The following is a 21,060-nucleotide window of genomic DNA, read 5'->3' on the forward strand; positions in this document are numbered from 1 at the left end:
CGGCCCAACCCGAACCGAGCTCCCATGTCCATCCACGTCGCGCTGCATCACACCACCCGCTATCGCTACGACCGGCTCGTCAACCTCGGCCCGCAGGTCGTGCGCCTGCGGCCCGCGCCGCACTGCCGGACGCCGATCCTCGCGTATTCGATGACGGTCGAGCCCGCGCAGCACTTCATCAACTGGCAGCAGGACCCGTTCTCGAACTATCTCGCGCGGCTCGTGTTTCCGGAGCGCACCGAGCACTTCGAGATCACGATCGATCTCGTCGCCGAGATGTCGGTGTACAACCCGTTCGACTTCTTCCTCGAAGCCAGCGCGGAGCAATACCCGTTCAGCTATGACGACGCGCTGAAGACCGAGCTCGCGCCGTATCTCGTGTGCGACCCGCAGACGAGCGCGTCGCCGCTGTTCCGCGCGTATCTCGACGGCGTCGACCGCACGCCGGCCGGCACCGTGAACTTCCTCGTCGCGCTGAACCAGCAACTGCAGCACGACATCGGCTATCTCGTGCGGATGGAGCCGGGCGTGCAGACGCCCGAGCAGACGCTCGAACTGGCCTCGGGCTCGTGCCGCGACAGCGCATGGCTGCTCGTGCAGCTGTGCCGTCATCTCGGCATCGCCGCGCGGTTCGTGTCGGGCTACCTGATCCAGTTGACGCCCGATGTGAAATCGCTCGACGGCCCGAGCGGCACGTCGGTCGACTTCACCGACCTGCACGCATGGTGCGAGGTGTACCTGCCCGGCGCCGGCTGGATCGGGTTCGACCCGACCTCGGGTCTCCTCGCCGGCGAGGGCCACATTCCGCTGGCCTGCACGCCGCAGCCGACCAGCGCCGCGCCGGTCGAGGGGCTGATCGACGAGTGCGAGGTGTCGTTCGAGCACGAGATGACCGTGACGCGCGTGTACGAATCGCCGCGCGTGACGAAGCCGTATACGGAATCGCAGTGGGACGGCGTGCTGGCGCTCGGCACGCAGGTGGACGGCGCGCTGGCGGCCGGCGACGTGCGGCTCACGCAGGGCGGCGAGCCGACCTTCGTGTCGATCGACGATCGCGACGGCGCCGAGTGGAACACCGACGCGCTCGGCCCGACCAAGCGCGGCTATGCGACCGAACTCGTGCAGCGGCTGCGCGCGGAATACGGCGACGGCGGCTTCCTGCATTTCGGGCAGGGCAAGTGGTACCCGGGCGAGCAACTGCCGCGCTGGGCGCTGTCGATCTTCTGGCGCGCGGACGGCCAGCCCGTATGGCACGATCCGTCGTTGTTCGCCGACGAGCGCGAGCCGTCCGCGTATACGACCGACGACGCGAAGCGCTTCATCGACGCGCTCGCCGCGCGGCTGAACCTGACCGACGAATTCATCCGGCCCGGCTACGAGGACGTCTGGTACTACCTGTGGCGCGAGCGCCGGCTGCCGGTCAACGTCGACCCGTTCGACTCGCGTCTCGACGACGAGCTCGAACGCGCGCGGCTGCGCAAGGTGTTCGAGCAGCAGCTCGACAGCGTGGTCGGCTATGTGCTGCCGGTCAAGCGTACGGAAGCTGCGCCCGGCCTCGACGGCCCGCGCTGGCAGACGGGCCCGTGGTTCTTCCGCGACGAGCGGATGTACCTGATGCCCGGCGATTCGCCGATGGGCTATCGGCTGCCGCTCGATTCGCTGCCGTGGGCGAGCCGTGCCGACTATCCGTATCTCGTCGAGCGCGACCCGTTCGCGCCGCGTGACGCGCTGCCGGATGCCGCCGCGATCCGCGCGCGCTACGCGGGGCCGGCCGATGCGCCGCGCTACCTGTCCGGCGTGCATCGCGAGGCGTCCGCGCAGACCGTGATGCAGTGGCGCGACGACGGCACGGCCGGCAACGGCCGGCCGGCCGCGCGCGACCCGGGTCGCCAGCCCGAGCGCTTCGAATCCGCCGCATGGATCACGCGCACCGCGCTGTGCGTCGAAGTGCGCAACGGCATCCTGTACCTGTTCATGCCGCCGCTCGCCGCGCTCGAGGATTATCTCGAGCTGCTCGGCGCGATCGAGCTGACCGCGCACGCGCTGGGCGTGAAGCTCGTCCTGGAAGGCTATCCGCCGCCGCGCGACGCGCGGCTGAAGCTGCTGCAGGTGACGCCCGATCCCGGCGTGATCGAGGTGAACATCCATCCGGCCAGCAACTTCGACGAGCTCGTCGATCACACCGAATTCCTGTACGACGCCGCGTGGCAGTCGCGGCTGTGCAGCGAGAAGTTCATGGTCGACGGCCGCCACGTCGGCACGGGCGGCGGCAACCACTTCGTGCTCGGCGGCGCGACGCCGGCCGACAGCCCGTTCCTGCGCCGCCCGGACCTGCTCGCGAGCCTGATCGCGTACTGGCACAACCATCCGTCGCTGTCCTACCTGTTCTCCGGGCTCTTCATCGGGCCGACGAGCCAGGCGCCGCGCGTCGACGAGGCGCGCAACGACCAGCTCTACGAGCTCGACATCGCGTTCGCGGAGATCCAGCGCAACAAGCTGTTGTTCGGGCAGGACATGCCGCCGTGGCTCGTCGACCGCGTGCTGCGCAACCTGCTGATCGACGTGACCGGCAACACGCACCGCAGCGAGTTCTGCATCGACAAGCTGTATTCGCCGGACTCGTCGACCGGCCGGCTCGGCCTGCTCGAACTGCGCGCGTTCGAGATGCCGCCGCATGCGCGGATGAGCATCGTGCAGCAATTGCTGCTGCGCGCGCTGGTCGCGCGTTTCTGGGCCGCGCCGTACACGACGCCGCTCACGCGCTGGGGCACCGCGCTGCATGACCGCTTCATGCTGCCCGCGTTTCTTCAGATGGATTTCGACGACGTGCTGACCGAACTGCGCGACGCCGGCTTCGCGTTCGATCCGGCGTGGTTCGCGCCGCACTTCGAATTCCGCTTCCCGCTGTTCGGCCAGATCGCCGTGAACGGCATGGAGCTGTCGCTGCGCGGCGCGCTGGAGCCGTGGCACGTGATGGGCGAGGAGGGCGCGCCCGGCGGCACGGTGCGCTACGTCGATTCGTCGGTCGAACGGCTCGAAGTGCGCGTGACGGGGCTGAACGACAACCGGCACGTCGTGACGGTCAACGGCCGCGCGCTGCCGCTGCAGCCGACCGGCACCGTCGGCGAATACGTCGCGGGCGTGCGCTACAAGGCATGGTCGCCGCCGTCCGCGCTGCATCCGACCCTCGGCGTGCACGCGCCGCTCACGTTCGACATCGTCGATACGTGGCTGCAGCGCTCGCTCGGCGGTTGCCGCTATCACGTCGCGCATCCGGGCGGGCGTAACTACGCGACGTTCCCGGTCAATGCATACGAAGCCGAGAGCCGCCGGCTCGCGCGCTTCGTCGAGATGGGGCATACGCCGGGGCGGATGGATGTCGCGGCGGCCGCGCCGAGCCGTGAATTCCCGTTCACGCTCGACCTGCGGCGGCCGTGACCGGACGATGACGACGCGGATGACGATGCGCGGTTCGCGATACCCGGCGGTTTCGGTCGCTGGCGGCCCCGCCGGAATGCTAGGATGCGGGCAGATTGCGGCCGCGCGCCGCGGCCCGCCGCCCGGGTGGCGGCGCGCGTGCGCGGCCGCGCCCTGACGACGGAACGACATCGTGCCGCCCATTGACACCGATCATCTCGCCGCCCTCGACGCGATGCCCACGCTTTTCGATACCGGCGCGCAGCCGGATGCCGCGGAACTGGCCGCCGCGCTCGCGGCGCCGGCTGCCGCCGGCCGCTACGACGAACTGCGCGGCAGCGCGGCCGGCCTGAACGCGCCTGCGCTCGCGCCCGCGTGGCGCAGCTTCTTCACGTCGATCGGCAGCGACGGCGTGGCCGACCTCGATCGCCGCGCCGACGCGCTGCACCGGCGCATGCGCGAGAACGGCCTGTTCTATCAACTGCACGAGCAGCGCGCCGGCGACGGCGCGGCTGGCCCGTGGTCGCTCGACCTGCTGCCGCTGATCGTCACGCCCGAGGACTGGGTCGCGATCGAGCGTGGCGTGCTACAGCGCGTGCGGTTGCTCAACGCGACGCTGGCCGACCTGTACGGGCCGCAGACGATCCTCGAACGCGGGCTGCTGCCGCCCGCGCTCGTCACCGGGCATCCCGGCTACCTGCGCGCGATGCGCGGCGCACGCGTGCCGGGCGATACCTGGCTGCACGTCGTCGCGTTCGACCTTGCGCGCGGCCCGGACGGGCAGTGGCGGATCGTCGCGCAGCACACGCAGGGCGCGGCCGGCCTCGGCTACCTCCTCGAAAACCGCCTGATCGTGTCGCGGCTCTTTCCGCGCGGGTTTCGCGGGCTGCGCGTGCAGCGGCTCGCATCCGCGTACCGCGCGCTGCTGCAGAGCATGCAGGCGCTCAGCCCGGCTCGCAAGAATTCGCGGATCGTGCTGCTCACACCGGGGCCGCACAGCGCGACGTATTTCGAGCACGCGTATCTCGCGCGCTACCTCGGCCTCACGCTCGTCGAAGGCGGCGACCTGACCGCGCGCGACAACCGCGTGTTCCTGAAGACGCTGAGCGGGCTCGAGCCGGTGCACGGCATCCTGCGGCGCGTCGACGATGCATGGCTCGATCCGCTCGAACTGCGGACCGATTCGATGCTCGGCGTGCCGGGGTTGTTGCAGGCGGTGCGCGCGGGCAACGTGCTGCTCGCGAACGCGCCGGGCTCGGGCTTTCTTGAATCGCCGGCGATGCTCGGCTTCATGCCGCGTCTCGCGGAAGGGCTGCTCGGCGAAATGCTGACGCTGCCGGCCGTGCATTCGTGGTGGTGCGGTGAAGCGGCCGCGTGCGACGACGCGCTGCCGCAGCTCGCGCGCGGCATCGTCAAGGCATCCTATCCACCGGACGTGCAGGAAGGCGGCGCATTCGAGCCGGTGATCGGCGCGCGGCTCACGCAGGCGCAGCTGGCCGAGTGGCGCGCGCGGATTCTCGCGCGGCCCGAGCACTACACCGTGCAGGCCGACCTGCCGCTGTCGCAGGCGCCGACCTGGCCGCGCCACGACGCGCCCGACAGCAACGGCGGCGCGCGCATCGTGCCGAAGCCGATGCTGCTGCGCGTGTTCGCACTTGCCGACGGCGCGCAGCGCTGGCGGCTCCTGCCCGGCGGGCTGTCGCGGGTCGGCACGCGCGACACGCTGTTCAACGCGCCGATGCCGCGCGGCGGCAGCACCGTCGATACATGGGTGATGACCGAAGGCATCGTCGATTCGACGACGCTGCTCCAGACGCACCTCGGCCCCGACGATCTCGTCGAACGCCCGCGCGCGATCGCGAGCCGCGCGGCCGAGAACCTGTTCTGGCTCGGCCGTTACACCGAGCGTGCGACCAACCTGATGCGCCTCGCGCGTGCCGCGCTTGAACGGCTGCGCGGCGAGGACGACGTCGACAGCCCCGCGCACCTGGAACTGCTCGACACGCTGTGCCGCGACACGGGCCTGATCGCGGCCGACGCGCCGAATGCCGTCGATGCGCCGCGTGCGTTCCAGCACACGCTCGCGACGTCGCTCACGCGCGGCGCGGATCGCACGTCGGGCATTGCGTCCTGCCTGTTCGGCATGCGTGGCGCGGCTGCCGCGATCCGCGAGCGACTGTCGAGCGATCAGTGGCGGCTGATCGACGACGCGACCCAGCTGTTTGCGGACAGCGCCGGCCTGCCGGAAGCCGAGGAGCAGATCGGCAACGAGGCGCTGCAGTTGCTGGAGCGCCTCGGCCTGCTGCTTGGCGCGATCACGGGCGCGCAGACCGACAACATGACGCGCGACGACGGCTGGCGCTTGCTGTCGATCGGCCGGCAGATCGACCGGCTGGACTTCCTGTGCAGCGTGCTGAAGGCGGCCTTCGACGAAGGCGCGGTGCACCGGCAGGACGGCTTCGAGCTCGTGCTGGAACTGTTCGACAGCACGATCACGTTCCGTTCGCGGTTCCAGCGCGGCTTCGACGTCGCGCCGCTGCTGTCGCTCGTCGTGCTCGATACCGACAATCCGCGCTCGCTCGGCTGGGTCGTGCAGGCGCTGCGCGGCCGGCTGACGAAGGTCGAGCGCAGCGAAGGCTACGCGCTGTCCGAGCTGGCCGAGACGATTCCCGACGTCCCCGCGTGGTCGCTGCACGAGCTGTGCGAGACCGCCGACGGCGGCCGGCACGACAAGCTGCTCGAAGCGCTCGACACGACGGTGAAGGCGGTATGGGAATTGTCGAACCGGATCGGCGAACGCTATTTCAGCCACGTGCGCGAGGCGGGCAGGACGTTATGGTGACGACGAAAGGCGCGGCGAAAGCGCCGCACGGTTCCGGCAATGCGCGGAACGCATCGGCACCGCCATCGGCGCCGGCCGCAAAGGCCGACGGTGCGCCCGGCCGGTTGCTGCGCGTCACGCACGACACCGAATACCGTTACGCGGCGCGCGTCGAATCGGCGCAGCACCAGGCACGCCTGCAGCCGCTCGTCACGCCGCGCCAGCAGGTGCTGTCGTTCGCGCTCGACATCGACCCCGCGCCGGAATCGGTCGGGACCGAGATCGATGCATTCGGTAACGCGCGCGCATCGTTTGCGTTGAACCAGCCGCACGATGCGCTGCTCGTGCGCAGTTGCAGCACGGTACGCGTGACGCCGCCGGTGTGGTCGCGCGGGGCGCGCGGCGAGCCGCCGCCCGCCATCGCGAAACCCGACGCGAAACAGGCGATGGCGTGGGAAGCCGTGCGCGACCGCTTGCGGTTCCGCGCGGGGCAGCCTTACGACGCGGCGAGCGAATTCGTGTTCACGTCGCCGCATGTCATGTGCGATCCCGAACTCGCCGCGTATGCGGCCGCGAGCTTCACGCCGCAACGGCCGCTCGTGCAGGCTGCGTGGGAGCTGATGCGGCGCGTGCATGCCGATTTTGCGTATACGCCGAACAGCACCGACATCACGACGTCGGCGCTCGATGCGCTGCGCTTGCGCAAGGGTGTGTGCCAGGATTTCGCGCACGTGATGATCGGCGCGCTGCGCTCGCTCGGGCTGGCCGCGCGTTACGTGAGCGGCTACCTGCTCACGCAGCCGCCGCCCGGGCAGCCGAGGCTGATTGGCGCCGACGCATCGCATGCATGGGTCGAGGTGTACGACCCGGCATGGCCCGAGGATAACGGCTGGCTGCAGCTCGATCCGACCAACGATCGCGCGCCGGGCGACGACTACGTGATGCTGTCGATCGGCCGCGACTATGCGGACGTGACGCCGCTGCGCGGCGTGATTCGCGGCGGCGGTGCGGATCAGGAGCTGAAGGTCGGGGTGACGGTGGAGCCGCTCGATGTCGTTTGACGCGGGTCCGCTGTGCGCGCCAGTCGCTTGTCGACCGCTGCTGGCAGGAGCATACGGCCATGACGGTGGAACCGAACGGTAGAAGCACTGTGGTTCGGAAAAGGCTTCGTACGTGACCGTCAGACATGACCGGAAAGTTGCGCGTCATGCCGGTCAACTTAATCAGACGAGTTCAATTCTGTAGGAAAAGAGAAAACTGCACTTGTGCGCTGGTGCGCGGATTTCCGATGATCCGCATCTGCGTTCACGTCGCGTCAGCTTGAATGACTGGCGGCGGAACGGCAGAACAACACCAAACCGCGCGCAGGAGCCAGGGTGACCCAGCTTTATCCCGAACATCGATCGGCGACGGACGAACCCGTCGCACGGTTGATCGATGCTACCGAATCGGACGGCACCGCAACGTCACGCAAGCCTCCCTCGATCGTCGTTGGCCGTAGCGACGGGGTCTCGATGTGGACGAAAGGCACCCGGCTGATCTGTATCAAGCAAATGCCGTTGCCCGGTGTCGTCATCTTCGTGCATGGGGTGAACTCTGAAGGCGAATGGTTCGAGGCGGCGGAGCAAGGATTGTGCGACGGCCTGAATCGCCGGCTCGGGCGGCTGGACGATCAACTCAAGTATCGCGGCATCGATGCCGGGCAACTGGTGCCGGCGAAGTACACGGAAAGCGTGACGCCGGACGGGTTTCTGAACCCGAAGCTGCTTGCGGATAACTACGTCAAGGCCGATCCGTCGTTTTCACCGGTCATTCATTTCCGATGGGGCTATCGGGCGACCGCCGAGGAACTCAAAGAATACGGCGACAAGATCTTCCTGAACGAGAAGGACTACTGGGGCGGCGGCCCGTTCACGAACGGTTGCGCGAGCCTGCCCGATCTCTGGCACGGCGGCCTCGACGACCGCGCGGCCGGATGGATAACCGTGCAGGGCATCAATCCGACCAATCGGCCGCTGTATCGCGCGCCGCCCCGCGCGTATGGCGTGCTCGCGGCGTTGCGCCTTGCGAGGTTGATCGAGTCGATCCGCCGCATGCAGGCCGACGTGCCGATTACCGTCGTGTGCCATAGCCAGGGCAACATCGTGGGTCTTACCGCGGCTTTCTTCGGCGATGCACTACCTGATGTCGAAGATCCGTGGGGACGTAGCGGGCATTGCGTGGCCGACGCCTACGTGCTGGCGAATGCGCCGTACAGTCTTGCGCGCGCAGACGGCCCGAATCCATCCGATACGTTCATGGATACCTGGTCGCAACGCGCGACCAGGGACGGCAGCGGTCGTCGCGGGCGGCAGACCTACGCCGCGCGCACGAAAACGTTCGGCAAGTTTCTGTCGATCATCGGCACGCGGAAGGCCTATGAACTTCCCGCAGACAAGATCGATGAAGACATGGCGAACGAACGGGTATCGCCGACCAGCAAGCGGTCTTATGCCGCACACGAGGATCGGGTACGCCACGGCCTGAACGGATCGACGTATGGTCGCGTCACCGCGTATTGCTGTCCACACGACCAGGTGATTTCGGCGGTCACGGTTCAAGGCATCGGCTGGCGCGGCATCGACGAGAACGAGCTGAACGATATCAGCGTCCCCGGCGTGCTGACGCAGCGCGTCTTTGCCTCCGGCTTCCACGTCGGCGTGCAGGAGCAATATCGGTATTGGGAAGATGACTGGCGGCATGGCAAAAAGGGAACGACGTCGGGATTCTGGTATCCGCCTTCGCCACCTGCCAAATTCAATCTCATCGGTGCACTCAAGGGAAACGAGTCCGTGTTCGGGATAGCGGCCACGCTTGCATCCGCGCCGATCATGTTTTTCGTGACCCAGATCAGCTCGGCATTGAATATGTTCCGCGTGAACGCCAATCCGCCGGAGGGCTGGGCCGTGGTGGCGGACGCGCCGGCACTCGACGAACCGTTCCCGCCGAAGGCGTTGCGGTTCGGCAAGCACATCGAAACGAAGGACGGCAATGCGACCAGCGACTTCAACGAAGGCAACGATCCGCCGGCCGCATGGCGCGACGCAAGCAAGAGCGAGGCAGACAAGCGCGCGGACGATCCCTACGATCAGTACGAGGCGAAGAACAAGGACAGCGTCGCGCAAGGGACAGCGGAGAGCGAAGCCGGACAGCGTTATGAGGACCGCGCGTTGATGCGGATGGAGGCCCGGCGCACGCTGAATACGGAATGGCTCGATGGCGACGGCCACGTGATCGGTGAGGACGGCAAGAGCGAAATGCCGGAGGGCTACAAGGAATGGCGCGACAAGCAGATTGTCGACTGGCTCGATCGTGGCTCGACCAACAGCCCGACGAATCACTCCACGACGATGACCAATCCGGAGCATGCGGAAAAGGCGCTTGCGTACGATGTGGCGATCGGGCGGTGCTACCTGACGCCCGAGCAAATGAAAGCACTACGGATTGAAGCCGATTGGCGGATGGGAGACGGTATTCCCGACGGCAACCCGAACAAGAAATACGCAGAGTACTTTGTACGCGGAGAGCTTGACGAGCTTCCGATGCACGACTGGATACATGCAGAGAGCAGTGAAGGCACGATGCCGGACACGATCACGGATGAACGGGAAGGTCAGTTCTATCTGAACGTCGGGAGAGCAAGATGAAAGCACTGATCGCTACATGGCCGCGACGTGCCGCTGTTTCGGTCGCTGCATGGATGATCGCAGCCGTACTCATGGCTTCGCTGATGGCTCACGTAGAGCAACCGGACCCGACCCAACTGGAAATAGGAGATTGGATGAAACGATTTGTATTCGTGCCCAGCTTGGCTGCGCTCATGGTGCTCCTGTTCACCACGGCCACGGCACGGTCAGCGCACGCGGCACCCGCTACGGAACCCGTAACTCACGCGGTGCTGTCCGCGGAAGAAGTAGCGAAGCCGTTCGTGGCACAAGTTGCAGGTTTGATCTGGTTGAATCCATTGCAACGCATGGACTACCCGACCGAATGGCAATTGTTGTGGACGCAGGGACTCGTGTCTCCGAACAAGAACGACGACATGGTACGGACCGATCCGAAGTCCTTCACAACGCTTCAATCGATTGGCGCGCTGGTATATGGCAACGAAGGTGCAGAAACATTTAGAGGCTTCTATCGCAAGTACATGACCAAGTTCCCGCTGCTGCTTCGCTCACGCTATGCAAGCAACGCGAAATACTTCTACACGGTCAAGCCTGATGACAAGAAAGGCTGGCGCGAACTGGCCGGCATCCGCGTCGAGCTTGCGATTCCGGAAAGACTTGACGCGTCCGAATCGCAAAGCTATTTGCGGGACTCCATTCGAAAGACGTTTTCGATCGGCAATCCGTATTTTCCAACCATGTGGAGCCGAAACACGCTTCCCGATGTCCAGATCACGCAAGGCGGGCCGAACGCCGGCTTCACCTCGCTGAACAGCGCGTTGGACTACCTGCAGGCGAACCCCGACGAGACCGTCTGGGTAGTGAACTGGGACGCACCCAACTTCCCGCCCACGGATGCACAGATCAACGAGAACCTTGTCGTGCTGTTCCTCGCCGGCCCAGCCTTCAACACCGAGCGAGAACCGCTCGCCTGGATCGGCAAGGCCGCAACCGGCAACACGCATGATTTTCCGCCGAAGGTCGGCACGACGCGCGCCGTGCAGGCGTGGAAGGCGACCATCGACCAAGCGGCACGCAACGCCGGCGTCGCAGTCCCGGATCTCCATTACATCGTTCACGACGCAGGTAAGGGCAGCGACGCATCATCGTCACGTCTTGCCGTGCTCGGACAGACCTTGACCGAAACCCTTCCCGAATACGACCACCGCAAACAGACGTTCAACACGGCCGCCGTACTCGGCGACATGGGAACAGGCAGCGCATTGACCGATGTCGCGCTCGCCATCGGCCGGATCAATCACTTTGGCGGCAACGCACTCGTCGCCGGCACGACCGATCCGGATCACCCGGTCGCGGTCGTTGTCCGGCCACCGTCGAAGCTCACGCCGATCGATCCCGACAAAGACTGGTTTCGCGCACGCGGCGGCAACAATGCCTACCTGCCGTGGTGGGGCCGCCGACACGACACGAATTACGGCATGCAGGGCTATTCGTGGTGAGCTTCGCTGGCGCGATGACCGGTCGGTTTGACACGTACGATGCGCGTCCGACCGGGGTGCGAGACCGTGCGAACGCTTTAAGTCTTCGTTAATTCTGCGCGCCTAGCATGGTGATGCCGGCGAACGGTTCGGATCCCGGTCCGACACGCCGGCGGCACGCGCGGGTGCGTCGACGTCACGGCGCCGCACCGTCGCGCATCGCCATTCCCTTGCAACGGCGGCGCATCATGATCAAGAACTTCGACTACACGCTCGGCAGCGACACGATTGCGCTCTGCGCGAGCTTCGGCGCGGGGCCGGCGTGGCGCCGCGTGCTAGTGAGCCGCGCGGATTCGATGGAAACGCTGGTGGTGCTCGACGCACGCGGGCTGTCGGGCTTGCTGAAGGTGGCGACCGAAGCGCCGGAAGGATTGCTCGACGACGCGATCCGCAAGGTCGGCGACGAACAGCTCGTCGAGCGGGCGATCCGCGGCAAGGCGATCGTCGAGGCGGCGCTTTGACGGCACATGTGGCACACGAGCGGCGCGGCTGAACGGATCAAGGGAGTATGCTTCCGGTCCGACCGGCTTTTCGACGCTGCCCATGCTCACGACAGGCGCTGCCATTCCTGATTCCCGCCGCTATACGACGATTCGCGTGATCGCGTATCACGGCATCCTGCAAAACCTTACATCGCTGCTGCAGTTCGTCCCGTTCGTGCTGTTCGTCCAGCACGAGCGATCGCTGAATGCGTTTTCGGCGTGGTCGTGGCAGTTTCGGGCGCTGCAGTGCGCACTGTTCGTGTCGGCGGTTGCGGGGCTGATCAGTCACGTTGCGCTTGCGTTGCGTCGCCGCTGGGGACGCACGCTCGCGCTGGCGACCTGGTGCGTATCGTGTGTCGTGTGGCTCCTGTTGTCGACGTGGGTCCCGGTGCTCGTCGGGTTGCCGTTCGGCATCATCGGTTTTGCGCTGATGTACAACAGGCTCAGCAGCGACTACCTGCACCAGCCGCAGGCCGCGTCGGGTTCGACGGTGCGGCATTTCGTGTCTTTCGGCCTGCTGGCCGTGGCGTCGGCCCTGTATTACTGGGCGATATCGTACGCGGCGGCGCATGCGGGCGCTTTCGCCTACCTCATTCCGAACATCAGGCCGAAGAATCTGCTGCAGGCGGCGGCAGTCGCGCTGGTCCTGGGCACGGCCATCGCGCCGCGCGGGCGGCGCATGTGGAGTTGCGGCATGTCGCTGATGACGGCTGCGATCGCGATGCTGGGCATGCTGACGGGCTATGTGTCGATCGCGACGCCGCTGGTTCGCCATATGCCGCAGGAGTACCAACGCATGGCCGTTGCCATTCCGTGGCAGCCGATCATGGTCTACGTGGTCGTGACCTTCTGCGTTGCGCTGGTGCTGATTCGCGTGACGAAGCCGCCGAGGCCCGGCGATTGGGAGCAGGGGGCGAATCCCGACGCGCCTGCGGATTCGGCGCGCCGGGAAACGACTTCCTGATATCGCGCGGCTAGCCCGCGAACCGGTCTGTCGCCGCGATCAGCGCTTCCAGGATCCCCGGCTCGTTGTAAGCATGCCCGGCGCCGGGCACGATCTCGAACGTTGCGTCGGGCCACGCCTTGGACAGCTCCCACGCGGTGCGTGCAGGCGTCGCGATGTCATAGCGGCCCTGCACGATCACGCCCGGGATGCCGGCGAGGCGATGCGCGTCGCGCAGCAACTGGCCTTCCTCGACGAAGCCCTGGTTCACGAAGTAGTGGTTCTCGATGCGCGCGAACGCGAGTGCGTAGTGACCGTCCGCGAAGTGCGCGGCGAGGGCGGGGTCGGGCAGCAGCGTGATCGTGCGGCCTTCCCAGATGCTCCACGCGCGCGCGGCTTCGAGCTTCGCGGCTTCGTCGTTGCCGGTCAGCCGGCGATGGTAGGCGGCCATCAGGTCGCCGCGCTCGGCTTCCGGAATCGGCGCAACGAAGTCCTCCCATAGATCAGGGAACAGCCACGATGCGCCTTCCTGGTAGTACCACAGCAATTCCGCGCGACGCATCGTGAAGATGCCGCGCACGACCAGCGCGCTCACGCGCTCGGGATGCGTTTCGGCATAGGCGATCGACAACGCGCTGCCCCACGAGCCGCCGAATACGAGCCACTTTTCCGCGCCGACCATCTCGCGCAGGCGCTCGATATCGGCGACCAGATGCCACGTCGTGTTGTTCTCGAGGCTGGCATGCGGCGTCGAGCGTCCGCAGCCGCGCTGGTCGAACAGCAGGATGTCGTAGCGCTCCGGATCGAACAGGCGGCGGTGGTCGGGGCCGCAGCCGGCGCCGGGGCCGCCGTGCAGGAACACGGCGGGCTTGCCGGCCGGGTTGCCGCAGCGCTCCCAGTAGATGCGGTGGCCGTCGCCGGTGTCGAGGTGGCCGTGGGCGTAGGGTTCGATCGGTGGGTACACAGGCAGGCTCCGGGTAAGGGTCGGCAGGAGGCGGACGACGCGCGGGCCGAGGTGCGGGCGGGGGCTACGGATATTGCGCCGCCGCAAAAATCGTTGTGTCGGCATCGACCCGGCCGCCGCCGGACAAGGTTTGTCATTATGCCCATTCGCTGCCCCGGGTGTCGGCTCGTTGCGGCGTGCGCGGCCGCCGGTGTCGGCCCAAGGATTTTTGAAGCAATTTCATTCCGATATTTTTCATACAAAATCCCGGCGGCATATCGGCGTGCCGAAGCGGGGGCGCCGGCGTGCTGCCCATCCACCGTGCCAACGGAAACCAGCCGATGAACCATCGCGTCACGCAGTTGACCGGATTGCGCGCCGTCGCGGTCGCGATGGTGGTGGTCGGACACGCCGAGCACGTGCTGCCCGGCGGCTACACGGGCTGGTACGCGCCGTTGCGGCTGATCGCCGACGGCCGGCTCGGCGTGCTGATCTTCTTCGTCCTCAGCGGTTTCCTGATCACCAACGTGCTGCGTGCCGAGTTCGCGCGCACGGGTGGCATCGCGTTGACGTCGTTCTACGTGCGCCGCGCGCTGCGGATCTGGCCGGCCTGCTACGTGTATCTCGCGGTGGTCGCGATCGGGGCCTTCGCCGGCTGGTTCGACGTCGATCGACGACAGTGGCTGTATGCGGCGCTGCACCTGTGGAATTACTCGGCGTGGTTCGGGCTGACCGGCGACAATGCGCTGCATCCGGACGGCGCGTGGTATCTCGGCCATTTCTGGTCGCTCGCGCTCGAGGAACAGTTCTACTGGTTCTGGCCGCTGCTGTTCGTGTATGGGATGCGGCGTGGCGGCACGCGTTGGCTGGCCACGTTGATCCTGGTCGTGCCGCTGGTGCGTGCTGTGACGTATTTCGTTGCGCCTGCGCTGCGCGGGCAGCTCGGGATGATGTTGCACACAGGCGTCGATCCGATCCTGATCGGCTGTTATGTGTCGCTCAATCGCGAGCGGCTTGAAGCCTGGATTTGTACGTGGCGCAACGAGGCGCGCATCGTGACCGCGATCATCGTCATCGTGCTGATCGGCATGCCGCTCGCCGAACATCGGCTCGGCGGGTTCTGGAATGCGACGTACGGCGTGACGCTCGAAGCCGCGTTGATCGCGATCGTGATCGTCGTGCTGAATTTCCGCAGCGAGTTTTGGTGTGCGCGGTGGTTGCGTGCGCGGCCGGTCGTGTTCGTCGGCACGATCTCGTTCAGTCTTTATCTGTGGCAGCAGCCGTTTGCGAATCCGGATCTACAGGTTCCGCATGCGTTTCCGCTTGGGATCGCGTGGGCGCTGCTGGCTGCGACGGCCAGCTATTTCCTCGTCGAGAAGCCGTTCCTGCGATTGAAGGATCGTTATTCGGCGCGCGAGGCGCGACGTGTGCGTGACGATGCACTGCGGATGCCGGCTTCGGGTGAGGCGATCGGAGCGAAGGTGGCGGAGTAGGCGGGTGGTGCGGACTCACCGTGGCTTCGCGTCACCGTCATTTGAATCGCGTCTTCGAGGCAGGCGAATACCAGAAGTCCCGGTACATATCGCTCCCGTATGATTTGCCGTCGTATTTGACGACCGTGCGCACGGTGCGTTTTCCGGCGTCCGGTTGTTTGTCGTCGTTGCTTTCCGCGTTCATGACGTGTGCCGTAATCGACAGGTCCGCAAAGCCGTTGTGCGACGTCTTCTCGACGGCAATCGTCATGCGGGCGGACTCACTGCGCAGGTCGCTGGTATCGGGGCCGCACGCGGTGCCGGTGGTGGCGACCCAGCCATTGAGATTGGTACCAAACACGGGGCGGATACGGGCGCCTTCGCGAATCCACAGTGTCAGTTCGTTCTCCATGTAGGCATCCGGGCAGCTCGGTCCGTGCGCGGTACTGCTGAACACGACGCCGAATGCCCGTACATCCGGCGACAGTCGGTACGGCGCCGTATCGATGCGGTAACTGTTCTCGCCGATCTGTATCGCCGCGTCCTCCTGGATCACCGAACGGTCTGCCGCTACGACCTTGCCACCTTCGACGAGCGCGACGACTTGCAGCTTGCTGCTTTCGTCGGCGTTCTTGCTTTTCGGAAGCGAATCGAATGCGACGGCCGCGATCGTCGTTTCGGGTGCATTCGGCATGACCTTGCACGCAGACGCGACGACGAGCCGGTTCGTGTCGCGCGTTGCGATGCGTGCGCTTGCGATGCCGGCCCAGCGGGCGATGGCGGTGACGGTTTCGTCGTTGCAGGACTGGCTATCGCCAGCGTGAGCGAACGGTGCCGCGGCGAGCGCCAGCAGCGGAACAAAACGAGCGATTCTCGGGGTCATGAGGGAGGTTTTTTTACGGATTGCCGTGGAAATCGCTCAACGGCCGGAAACGAACGTCTTCAGAACTTCCCCGCGTCGTCATGGGCGTGGCCACGGTGCCTATAATCGATTCTCGACAAACACCAAGGAAAGTGGCACGGATGAGCATTCGAGGGAAAGACCGGCAGATTGACAACATCGAATTCAATGTTAACAGCATTGCACGAAGCAAGGCCTTCTATGGCAGCGTGTTCGGCTGGACCTTCACGGATTATGGTCCCACCTATACCGAGTTTCGCGACGGCCGGATCACGGGCGGGTTGACGACCGGTGAGCCCGTCCGGCCCGGCGGCCCGTTAGTCATCCTCTACGCTGACGATCTGGTTGAAACCCGTCGAAGGATCGAGGCGGCGGGAGCCACCATCACCCGTCAGATTTTCTCGTTCCCTGGCGGTCGACGCTTCCAGTTCCTTGATCCCGATGGCTATGAACTGGCCGTATGGTCAGCAGACGAATCGGGCCAGTAATCAAGACAAGAACCAGGAACCGGCCGTTGCTTCCGACCATGTTCAGGATGTTAATCTAGACGAATTGTTTTTAATTTGACAAATCGTCTTGGTGTGGCCAAACTGCCCGGCATGCCAAGGAAAATCACTGGACCCGACATGCCGAAGAAGACGCCGGAACAGCAGCTACTGCTGGGGCAGCTCAAACAGGTCGCTGAAGGGCTGGCCAAGACCTTCGCCCCGTTTACCGAGGTCGTGGTCCATGATCTCCTCGACCCGGAGCACGCGGTGCTCGCGATCCACAACAACCTGTCAGGTCGAGAAGTCGGACAGCCTGCCACTGAATTGGGGCTTGCGCGGATCATGGACGCCGCCTACGAGCAGATCATCGCCAACTATCCGAATCAGTTCTCGGACGGCCGTCAGGTGAAGAGCACTTCCATCGGTATCAAGGACTCCCAAGGCGACTACATCGCCGCGTTGTGCCTGAATATCGACCTCACGTTGTTCCGGGGATTTCAGAACATGCTGAGCAGCTTCATGGCGGTCGAGGGCACCGCGCCTGCCAGGGAATCGCTGGACCCCGCTGGCGCGGATCTCATTCGCGCCCGTATCGACGAGTTCGCCGCACGCATGGCGTCGACACCGCGCTCGCTCAAGCCGGAGGACCGCCGCTCGCTCCTGAAGGAGCTCAAGGCGGCTGGCCTGCTCGAGGTCCGTCGGGCGATGGACACCATTGCCGTCTACCTGGGCGTCTCGCGCGCAACGGTGTACAGCGATGTCAAATGACGCCACGCGACTTCTCGTCGACCAGCATGTAGCCGCTCAATTGCTCGTGCCGGACGCCGTGATCGCGGCGGTGCGCGTGGCCTTCGAACTGCATGGGCAGCGCGCGGGCCGTGTGTTTCACCCCCAACGTCCCGGCCGTCATCGTCTTGCTCTTGCAGCGATCCGGTAGGTGCCAAAGCGGAGTCGGAAAACTTGAAACCGCACTATGTCGAGCCGCTCAGCGGCACTACTTATCCTCTCGACACGCCTCGGTGGTGTTCGGACGACCGCAGGCCGCTCCTGATCTCGCCGCAGGCTGGCATTTCCCGGGACGACATCGATCGACACGTTCGCTCCCAATGGCGCTATCGCGCGTCGCTTCCAGTCGAGATCGTCTCCCCCATCTCCATGGGGGAAGGGTGCACCCCGTTGATCCAGAAGCCGTGGGGCGACCACCGGCCGCATTTCAAGCTGGAGTGGTTCAGCCCCACAAGCAGCTTCAAGGATCGCGGCACGACGGTGATGCTCTCGATGTTGCGGCAGCAAGGCATCGCGTCCGTTCTGGAGGACAGTTCGGGAAACGGCGGAGCGTCGGTGGCGGCGTATGGCGCTGCAGGCGCCGTGCGCGTGAAGATTCTGGCGCCCGCATACGCGTCGCCCGCGAAGATTGCCCAGATGCGAGCCTATGGGGCGGAGGTACAACTGGTCGACGGCCCGCGACAGGCGTGCGAGGACGAGGCCGTCCTGCAGTCCGCGAGCATCTTCTACGCCAGCCACAATTGGCAGCCATTTTTCCTCGAAGGGACCAAGTCGGTCGGCTACGAGATCTGGGAGGACCTCAACTTCCAGGCGCCGGACAACATCGTCATGCCTGCAGGCGCGGGCAGCAATGTGCTCGGCTGTTATTTGGCGTTCTCGGAACTGATGCGCGCGGGCCAGATTCACAAAATGCCCAAGCTCTTCGTATGCCAGCCATTGAACTGTTCTCCTATCGATGCCAGCTTTCAGGCGGGCGTCACGACGCCCATTCCACGCGAGGTCCGAAAGACGGTCTCCGAGGGGACGGCCATCGCCCATCCTCTACGGCTGGCGCAAGTGATCAACGCTGTCAGGGAGACGGGCGGTACGACTGTGGCCGTGGAGGAAGACGCAATCGTCGACGCGCTCAGGCGGATTGCGCGACTGGGCCTTCTGCCGGAGCTGACTTCGGCGACCGCGGTTGCAGGATTTGATCGGCTCACGCAACTGGGGGCGATTGAGGCGCGAGAGGAAACGGTTGTCCTGCTGACGGGCACGGGTATCAAGAATGCCGAAGCCATCGCGGATATGTACGCGGAAATTCCCGATACGCTTGCCTAAAGGCTCCCTCCATGAAAATCGGACTCCTGAATTGCGGCGGCACCATCACGGAAAGCTATCAGAGTGATGGGACGATCAAGCGTCTACTGGCGCGCGATCTGATCGTATCGAGCGGTCAAGCAGACTGGATCGGACGTGATATCGATCCTGTCGATAGCTGCGATCTGACTTTTGCCTCACTTTGCCGCGCTCGTGACGTCATGCGGCAGGATCGCGAGAGCGAAGCTTTCGTCATGTGCTGCGGCACCGACGCAATGGAAGACGTCGCCTATGCGGCCGCTCTGCTTTTTGATCGCGATCGGCCCGTCGTTTTGACCGGTGCGGCGATCCCCGGCGGCAATGCCAATGCCGACGGTCCGCGCAATCTGGCGGATTCCGGACGTCTGGCGCAGGCCATGCAGAAGGGCGCGAGCGCTCTCGTGGCCTTCGCGGGACGGATTTTCGACCCGGTCTCGATCGTCAAGGTATGGCCGCAGGCCATTCAGCCCTTCGGACCGGAAACAGCGATCCGCGGCTCCATCGAGGCCGACATTGTGACGCTCACAGGTTCGGGAGCCGTTGACGAGAGTTACGCGGATCTTGATGTATCCGACCTCGGCGCCCGCGTTGCGATCGTCATGGAGACCTTCGGGCCACTCGTGGGCTTGCCGGCTATCTCCGAACTCGACGGTATCGTCGTGGCAGGCAAGGGGGCAGGGGGTTTCTCGGCGCAGTCGGAGAGATTCCTGAGCGAAGCCGCGCGGCATATCCCCGTCGTGCTATCGACACGCTGTGCCCAGGGTTTCCGGGTCAATTCAGCCGTACCCAAATATGCCTATGAGCGCGCCCACAACCTCGGCCTGACCACGGCAGGTTATGACGGCCTGGACGCATCAAAGGCACGAATCCGGCTCATCGCGGAGCTTGGTCGCGCAACTCGCAGCGGAAAGGCAGGGCGCTGATCCGCGGACGGCGGCTACTCAACGATCTCGGCAAAGATGCGCCCGGTGCGGGGCCGGCGCGGGGGCTTGGAGGCGCCCGCGTCGGCCCCGCCTCGTTCACATCTTCTCGACTTCCAGCAGGGTTCGCTTGCCTTTCACGTACTTGTAAAGGGAGATGGTGCTGTCCTTCAGGTCGCCGTGTTCGTCGAACCGGATATTGCCAATCAGCGTGTTGAGATTGGTCGCGGGCATGGCGGACAGGATGCCGGCGCGCGTGATCGAGTTGGCGCGTTTCATCGCATCGACGATCACGTAGACGGCGCTGTACGCAACCGGCGAGTAGACCACTGGATCATGGCCGTACACGGCCTTCAGTTCCTTGCTGAACGCAGCGCTGCCCGCCATCGCGGACAGATCGCCGCCCGCGACGGAACAGACCAGATTGTCGGCGGCGTCGCCGGCCAACCTGGCCAAATCGGTCGTGCAGACACCGTCGCCCGCCAGGATCCTGGCGCGCAGGGCCAGTTGCATGGCCTGTTTGGCGAAGGGGCCGCCGGTGGCGTCCTCGCCGCCATACATGATCGCGTCGGGGCGTTCGGACTTGATCTTGGTCAGGATGGCCTTGAAGTCAGTGGCCTTGTCGTTGGTCGCATCGCGCGATAGCACCTGGATGCCTTCGGCCTTGGCGGTCTTCTCGAACTGGTCCGCAAGACCCTGGCCGTAGGCCGTGGCGTCGTCGACGATGGCGACCGTCTTGACTTTCTGGTTTTTGGCGTATTTCGCGAGGGCGGGGCCCTGCTGGGCATCGGTGCCGATCACGCGGAAGGCGGTCTTGTAGCCTTGCAGTGTGTACTGCGGGTTGGTGGAGCCCGGCGTGATCTGCGTGACGCCGTTGTCGCGGTAGATTTTGGACGCGGGGATGGACACGCCGGAGTTCAGGTGGCCGATCACGGCCACGACGCCATCGTCGACCAGCTTCTGCGCGACGTTCGTACCGATTCTGGGATCGGCCTGGTCATCCAGCGACTCGACCTCCAGGATGACCTTTTGACCGCCGATGACCAGATTGCCGGCCTTGTTGATCTGCTGGACGGCGAGCTTGGCGCCATCGGCCGCATCCTGGCCCATGTGAGCAATGTTGCCGGTCAGCGGTTCGGCGCTGCCGATCTTCACGATCACGTCCGCGAGAGCCGCTTGACCGTAGACCATGGCAACGCAGGCGAGTGTCAGCGCGGCGTTGCCGGGTTTGAGTTGAGATTTCATATGCTTAGCCTCTTGTTGAACTGGGTTGCTGTTGAAAATGCATGCGGCGTCTCCTGTCGAAGTCGCGACGTTGGCGACGTTTCCGAATGTGAGTATTCGTC

At 65.3% G+C, this 21,060-nt stretch carries 16 protein-coding genes; 12 read left to right on the plus strand and 4 right to left on the minus strand.

Annotated elements, in window-relative coordinates:
- Nucleotides 1–24 precede the first annotated feature (24 nt).
- The 7 genes from CFB39_RS23485 to CFB39_RS23515 all read left to right on the plus strand — a co-directional run bounded on the left by CFB39_RS23485 (nucleotide 25) and on the right by CFB39_RS23515 (nucleotide 12,887).
- Complete coding sequence (locus tag CFB39_RS23485) at nucleotides 25–3,438, plus strand: DUF2126 domain-containing protein (RefSeq protein WP_089474633.1); 3,414 nt, start codon at nucleotides 25–27, stop codon at nucleotides 3,436–3,438.
- Between the two features lie 214 nt (nucleotides 3,439–3,652).
- Nucleotides 3,653–6,259: a circularly permuted type 2 ATP-grasp protein gene (locus CFB39_RS23490; protein WP_256991479.1), complete on the plus strand. Its 2,607-nt coding sequence runs from the start codon at nucleotides 3,653–3,655 to the stop codon at nucleotides 6,257–6,259.
- The gene (locus CFB39_RS23495; protein WP_089474635.1) at nucleotides 6,253–7,299 is read left to right on the plus strand and encodes a transglutaminase family protein; all 1,047 of its coding nucleotides are present in this window, start codon (nucleotides 6,253–6,255) and stop codon (nucleotides 7,297–7,299) included. The genes CFB39_RS23490 and CFB39_RS23495 overlap by 7 nt, the downstream gene beginning before the upstream one ends.
- 453 nt (nucleotides 7,300–7,752) lie before the next feature.
- Complete coding sequence (locus tag CFB39_RS23500; protein ID WP_089475641.1) at nucleotides 7,753–9,924, plus strand: hypothetical protein; 2,172 nt, start codon at nucleotides 7,753–7,755, stop codon at nucleotides 9,922–9,924.
- Nucleotides 9,921–11,402: a virulence factor gene (locus CFB39_RS23505; protein ID WP_256991447.1), complete on the plus strand. Its 1,482-nt coding sequence runs from the start codon at nucleotides 9,921–9,923 to the stop codon at nucleotides 11,400–11,402. The genes CFB39_RS23500 and CFB39_RS23505 overlap by 4 nt, the downstream gene beginning before the upstream one ends.
- A gap of 227 nt (nucleotides 11,403–11,629) precedes the next feature.
- Complete coding sequence (locus CFB39_RS23510; protein WP_089429124.1) at nucleotides 11,630–11,902, plus strand: hypothetical protein; 273 nt, start codon at nucleotides 11,630–11,632, stop codon at nucleotides 11,900–11,902.
- 82 nt (nucleotides 11,903–11,984) lie between these two features.
- On the plus strand, nucleotides 11,985–12,887 hold the full coding sequence (locus CFB39_RS23515; RefSeq protein ID WP_256991448.1) for a hypothetical protein: 903 nt from the start codon (nucleotides 11,985–11,987) through the stop codon (nucleotides 12,885–12,887).
- Between the two features lie 10 nt (nucleotides 12,888–12,897).
- On the opposite strand, the gene pip is transcribed toward CFB39_RS23515, so the two are convergent.
- A complete protein-coding gene (gene pip / locus CFB39_RS23520) occupies nucleotides 12,898–13,830 on the minus strand; it encodes a prolyl aminopeptidase (protein ID WP_089474637.1) in 933 nt (310 codons plus the stop codon).
- 320 nt (nucleotides 13,831–14,150) lie between these two features.
- Between pip and CFB39_RS23525 the strand changes: the two genes are divergently transcribed.
- Nucleotides 14,151–15,302 (plus strand): acyltransferase, encoded by a 1,152-nt coding sequence (locus CFB39_RS23525; RefSeq protein WP_089474638.1) that lies wholly within the window; start codon nucleotides 14,151–14,153, stop codon nucleotides 15,300–15,302.
- A 37-nt stretch (nucleotides 15,303–15,339) separates the two neighbouring features.
- On the opposite strand, the gene CFB39_RS23530 is transcribed toward CFB39_RS23525, so the two are convergent.
- Complete coding sequence (locus CFB39_RS23530) at nucleotides 15,340–16,164, minus strand: multidrug ABC transporter ATPase (protein WP_089474639.1); 825 nt, start codon at nucleotides 16,162–16,164, stop codon at nucleotides 15,340–15,342.
- Between the two features lie 140 nt (nucleotides 16,165–16,304).
- Between CFB39_RS23530 and CFB39_RS23535 the strand changes: the two genes are divergently transcribed.
- Complete coding sequence (locus tag CFB39_RS23535) at nucleotides 16,305–16,670, plus strand: VOC family protein (protein ID WP_089427747.1); 366 nt, start codon at nucleotides 16,305–16,307, stop codon at nucleotides 16,668–16,670.
- A 138-nt stretch (nucleotides 16,671–16,808) separates the two neighbouring features.
- Nucleotides 16,809–17,438 (plus strand): transcriptional regulator, encoded by a 630-nt coding sequence (locus tag CFB39_RS23540; protein WP_089474640.1) that lies wholly within the window; start codon nucleotides 16,809–16,811, stop codon nucleotides 17,436–17,438.
- On the opposite strand, the gene CFB39_RS40325 is transcribed toward CFB39_RS23540, so the two are convergent.
- Nucleotides 17,431–17,580: a hypothetical protein gene (locus CFB39_RS40325; RefSeq protein ID WP_179257719.1), complete on the minus strand. Its 150-nt coding sequence runs from the start codon at nucleotides 17,578–17,580 to the stop codon at nucleotides 17,431–17,433. The genes CFB39_RS23540 and CFB39_RS40325 overlap by 8 nt on opposite strands.
- A gap of 50 nt (nucleotides 17,581–17,630) precedes the next feature.
- On the opposite strand from CFB39_RS40325, the gene CFB39_RS23550 reads away from it, so the two are divergent.
- Both CFB39_RS23550 and CFB39_RS23555 read left to right on the plus strand, forming a co-directional pair.
- Nucleotides 17,631–18,776, plus strand: a complete 1,146-nt coding sequence (locus CFB39_RS23550) for a pyridoxal-phosphate dependent enzyme (protein WP_089474642.1) — start codon at nucleotides 17,631–17,633, stop codon at nucleotides 18,774–18,776.
- A gap of 11 nt (nucleotides 18,777–18,787) precedes the next feature.
- On the plus strand, nucleotides 18,788–19,717 hold the full coding sequence (locus CFB39_RS23555) for an asparaginase domain-containing protein (RefSeq protein WP_089474643.1): 930 nt from the start codon (nucleotides 18,788–18,790) through the stop codon (nucleotides 19,715–19,717).
- A 96-nt stretch (nucleotides 19,718–19,813) separates the two neighbouring features.
- Here CFB39_RS23555 and CFB39_RS23560 read toward each other — a convergent pair whose 3' ends face one another.
- Nucleotides 19,814–20,959 (minus strand): branched-chain amino acid ABC transporter substrate-binding protein, encoded by a 1,146-nt coding sequence (locus tag CFB39_RS23560; RefSeq protein ID WP_089427742.1) that lies wholly within the window; start codon nucleotides 20,957–20,959, stop codon nucleotides 19,814–19,816.
- Between the last annotated feature and the right edge of the window lie 101 nt (nucleotides 20,960–21,060).

Source organism: Burkholderia sp. AU6039 (assembly GCF_002223365.1).
Taxonomy (GTDB): domain Bacteria; phylum Pseudomonadota; class Gammaproteobacteria; order Burkholderiales; family Burkholderiaceae; genus Burkholderia.

Coding starts and splice junctions, on each gene's coding strand:
- CFB39_RS23485 (WP_089474633.1), top strand. CDS start 25: ATGTCCATCCACGTCGCGCTGCATCACACCACCCGCTATCGCTACGAC.
- CFB39_RS23490 (WP_256991479.1), top strand. CDS start 3,653: ATGCCCACGCTTTTCGATACCGGCGCGCAGCCGGATGCCGCGGAACTG.
- CFB39_RS23495 (WP_089474635.1), top strand. CDS start 6,253: ATGGTGACGACGAAAGGCGCGGCGAAAGCGCCGCACGGTTCCGGCAAT.
- CFB39_RS23500 (WP_089475641.1), top strand. CDS start 7,753: ATGTGGACGAAAGGCACCCGGCTGATCTGTATCAAGCAAATGCCGTTG.
- CFB39_RS23505 (WP_256991447.1), top strand. CDS start 9,921: ATGAAAGCACTGATCGCTACATGGCCGCGACGTGCCGCTGTTTCGGTC.
- CFB39_RS23510 (WP_089429124.1), top strand. CDS start 11,630: ATGATCAAGAACTTCGACTACACGCTCGGCAGCGACACGATTGCGCTC.
- CFB39_RS23515 (WP_256991448.1), top strand. CDS start 11,985: ATGCTCACGACAGGCGCTGCCATTCCTGATTCCCGCCGCTATACGACG.
- CFB39_RS23525 (WP_089474638.1), top strand. CDS start 14,151: ATGAACCATCGCGTCACGCAGTTGACCGGATTGCGCGCCGTCGCGGTC.
- CFB39_RS23530 (WP_089474639.1), bottom strand. CDS start 16,164: ATGACCCCGAGAATCGCTCGTTTTGTTCCGCTGCTGGCGCTCGCCGCG.
- CFB39_RS23535 (WP_089427747.1), top strand. CDS start 16,305: ATGAGCATTCGAGGGAAAGACCGGCAGATTGACAACATCGAATTCAAT.
- CFB39_RS23540 (WP_089474640.1), top strand. CDS start 16,809: ATGCCGAAGAAGACGCCGGAACAGCAGCTACTGCTGGGGCAGCTCAAA.
- CFB39_RS40325 (WP_179257719.1), bottom strand. CDS start 17,580: ATGACGGCCGGGACGTTGGGGGTGAAACACACGGCCCGCGCGCTGCCC.
- CFB39_RS23555 (WP_089474643.1), top strand. CDS start 18,788: ATGAAAATCGGACTCCTGAATTGCGGCGGCACCATCACGGAAAGCTAT.
- CFB39_RS23560 (WP_089427742.1), bottom strand. CDS start 20,959: ATGAAATCTCAACTCAAACCCGGCAACGCCGCGCTGACACTCGCCTGC.